This is a genomic window from Variovorax sp. P1_H12_2 (genome assembly GCF_056405335.1).
Window position 1 is genome coordinate 1 of record NZ_JBFUCI010000700.1, and the last position, 1,667, is coordinate 1,667.

The 1,667-nt window shown below is 65.6% G+C and carries 2 protein-coding genes; one reads left to right on the forward strand and one right to left on the reverse strand.

From position 1 onward, the window contains the following. The coding region (locus AC1D2K_RS34330; protein WP_478094855.1) for a TenA family transcriptional regulator at nt 1-655 on the reverse strand (655 nt) is incomplete at its 3' end. 164 nt (nt 656-819) lie between these two features. On the opposite strand from AC1D2K_RS34330, the gene AC1D2K_RS34335 reads away from it, so the two are divergent. Then, nucleotides 820-1,667, forward strand: an 848-nt coding sequence (locus AC1D2K_RS34335; protein ID WP_478094858.1) for an aldehyde dehydrogenase family protein, incomplete at its 3' end; no start/stop codon positions are given.

Below are 1,667 nucleotides of genomic sequence, written 5' to 3' on the forward strand. Positions count from 1 at the left end.
GGCGCATCTGGGCACCGACTTCGCAGATCTTCAGGCAGCGCTGCTGCAACTCGACGGTGGTCGCGTGCTCGAGCACGATCTGGTAGCCGCGCTCGCCGTGGATCTCGTCCGAGACGATGTGCAGGTCGAAGAATTCCACTTCCTCATCGGTGAAGCCGTATTTCTCGCGCAAGGTGGGCGTCTGCTTGCGGTAGATCGACGGCACCTGCGACTCGAGGCCCACCACCAGGCCGGCGACGGCCACGATCGGGTCTTCGCGCATCGCCACCGCGTAGCACCAGCTTTGCAGGCCGCGCGTGGTCGGCGACATGTTGTCGGGGTCGATCACGCGTTCGCGCGTGGTGCCGCAGGCTTCGGCAAAGCGGATCAGCAGGTCAGTGTGGCGATCGCCGCCGATCTCTTCCTCGTACATGTTGGCCAGCAGGAAGTCCTTCGCTTCGGTGAAGCGGTCGGGCATGCGGGCATAGAGATAGCCGAGGTAGTCGGCGAAGGGGCCGACGTAGTGGTAGTGGTTCTCGGCCCAGCGCGCCAGGTGCGCACGGCTCAGCGTGCCGCCGGCCCAGGCCAGGCTGAAGGGGGAGGTGTTGGCGCTCCTGCCCTTGATGGCGTTTTCGAGGGCGGTCCGGAATTCGTCGCGGTTCATGAGGGCGGGCATGCGGGCTCCTGGTCGAGTGGTGAGATGAAATTGGGTTTTGTGTGGATACTGTATACCAACAATCGCCCACTCTGCAACCCTGCACTCACAGGAGATTCCTGATCTTGCCGTTTTTGTTGGTATACAGTATTCTCAGATTGACTCAACCGCCACCACGCGCCGAAATGACCCACGCCTCATCGACACCCTTCCAGAACCACATCGACGGAGCCTGGGTTTCCAGCAGTTCCGATCGCACCTTTGACAACATCAATCCCGCAGACGCGCGGGAGGTCGTGGGGCGCTTTCAGGCTTCGTGCGCCGACGACGCCAGGGCGGCCGTGGCCGCGGCGGCTGCGGCGTTCGACGGCTGGCGGAAGACGCCCGTATCCAGGCGCGCTGCGATCCTCAATGCCGCGGCCCAATACATGGAGGCCAACGCCGCCGCCTTCGCCGAGGAACTGACCCGCGAAGAGGGCAAGCCGATGGCCCAGGCCAGGGACGAGGTCCTGCGTTCGGCGCAGACGCTGCGCTTCTACGCGGTGGAAGGCCAGTCTTTTTCGGGCGAGACCTTTCCGCAGGACGACCCGGACATGGTGGTCTACAGCCAGCGCGAGCCGCTCGGGGTGGTGACGGTCATCAGCCCCTGGAACTTCCCGGTGTCGATTCCGGCGCGCAAGATCGCGCCGGCGCTGATCACCGGCAACACGGTGGTCTTCAAGCCCTCGTCGGACGCGCCGCTGTCGGGTCTGCGCCTGGCCGAGTCCCTGATCCAGGCCGGCCTGCCGAAGGGCGTGCTCAATTTCATCACGGGGCGCGCCTCGGAGGTCGGGCCGGTGATCACCGAATCGCCCGCCGTGCGTGCCATTTCGTTCACCGGGTCGACGGCGGCGGGCGAGCAGATCCACCGCGCGGCCGCCATGACCACGCGCACCCAGATGGAGCTCGGCGGCAAGAATCCGCTGATCGTGATGGACGACGCCGACCTCGACCGCGCGGTCGACCTCGTCATCAAGGGCGGCCTGTCGCTCAG